Source organism: Paenibacillus popilliae ATCC 14706 (assembly GCF_000315235.1).
Classification (GTDB): domain Bacteria; phylum Bacillota; class Bacilli; order Paenibacillales; family Paenibacillaceae; genus Paenibacillus_B; species Paenibacillus_B popilliae.
On the sequence record NZ_BALG01000373.1, the window covers coordinates 1 to 651 of the forward strand.

Here is a 651-nt window from a genome sequence, read left to right on the forward strand (position 1 = left end):
ACTATGGTATACAGCTTCAGCAGACGGTTTGTATTATTTGGAAGTAGGGGAAGGTACAACCTTGCATGCCGCTGACGGTTCTGATATGGCCCACGCCTACCCGGCGACGTTCAGTGAGGGAAAATTAACGAACACAGACACCTGCACAATACCCGCTAAGGAACGTGCCTACTTTAAGGTAGACGTACCCGGAGGAGTCGCTGTACGATTTCAGGCTACTGAGCCCATGCTTACCCGGCAAACGTAAATACAACGGTTGAATACTCCGTACCGGCCGGGGAAAGCGCGTACTACCAAGTGTCACTGGAAGGCGGAACCGACTATACCATCGCGGCCCGATCTGGCAGCGGGATCACCCTCTACGATGCGAACGGCACAGGCTTAGGAACAACCGACCGTACCGTCCTGGATTACCGCGCGCGAGCTGTCGGGACGTACTATATCCAAGTGGCTCATAACGGATCGAAGCCGGCAACGATTGGTCTGAACGTATATGAAACATGGTTGCTTGACCAAACCGGAACCATCGATAGCTGCATGCAAGGAGAAGCCTGGAACGCGATCCTCGAGCCAAGCATAAGGAGTGGCATCGATCTGCCAAAGCATGCCAGCTTGGGCTCTGCGTTGGCGGGGCTGATGTGCTTTCGTACG

At 54.4% G+C, this 651-nt stretch carries 1 pseudogene; it reads right to left on the minus strand.

The features are described from left to right. Positions 1–468: 468 nt before the first annotated feature. A pseudogene (locus PPOP_RS26145) lies at positions 469–651 on the minus strand (ISNCY family transposase); the annotation flags it as partial.